Below are 407 nucleotides of genomic sequence, written 5' to 3'. Positions count from 1 at the left end.
CATCGGCGTGGGCCTGACGGTGGGCGGCAGCCAGAATGGCTTTGCCATCAACATCGGGGCAGGGGGCAGCACCAACAAGGGCAGCGGCCAGGACAGCAGCTGGAACAACACCCACGTGGTGGCGGGCAACCGGTTGACCCTGAACTCCGGCGGCGACGCCGTGCTGCGTGGCGCCCAGGCCCGAGCGGCGCAGATCGTCGCCACCGTGGGCGGCAACCTCGTCATCGAGAGCCTGCAAGACATCAGCAACTACGCCGCCCGCGACCGCAGCGGCGGCGTACAGGTCAGCCTGTGCATCCCGCCCATCTGCTACGGCGCCAGCAGCGTCAGCGGCAACTACGGCCAGACCAAGATCAACAGCCAATACGCCAGCGTCACGGAGCAGACCGGCATGTGGGCGGGCGATG

Annotated in this window: 1 protein-coding gene; it reads left to right on the top strand. The window is 68.3% G+C overall.

What is annotated here, in order from left to right; all coding sequences use genetic code 11:
• On the top strand, positions 1 to 407 hold a 407-nt coding region (locus AC6LJ2_RS30080), incomplete at both ends, for a hemagglutinin repeat-containing protein (RefSeq protein ID WP_498152766.1).

The sequence above is a fragment of the Achromobacter sp. 1014246743 genome (assembly GCF_059760725.1).
Note: the sequence above shows the minus strand (reverse complement) of the source record. Positions and strands in the feature narration are given on the sequence as shown.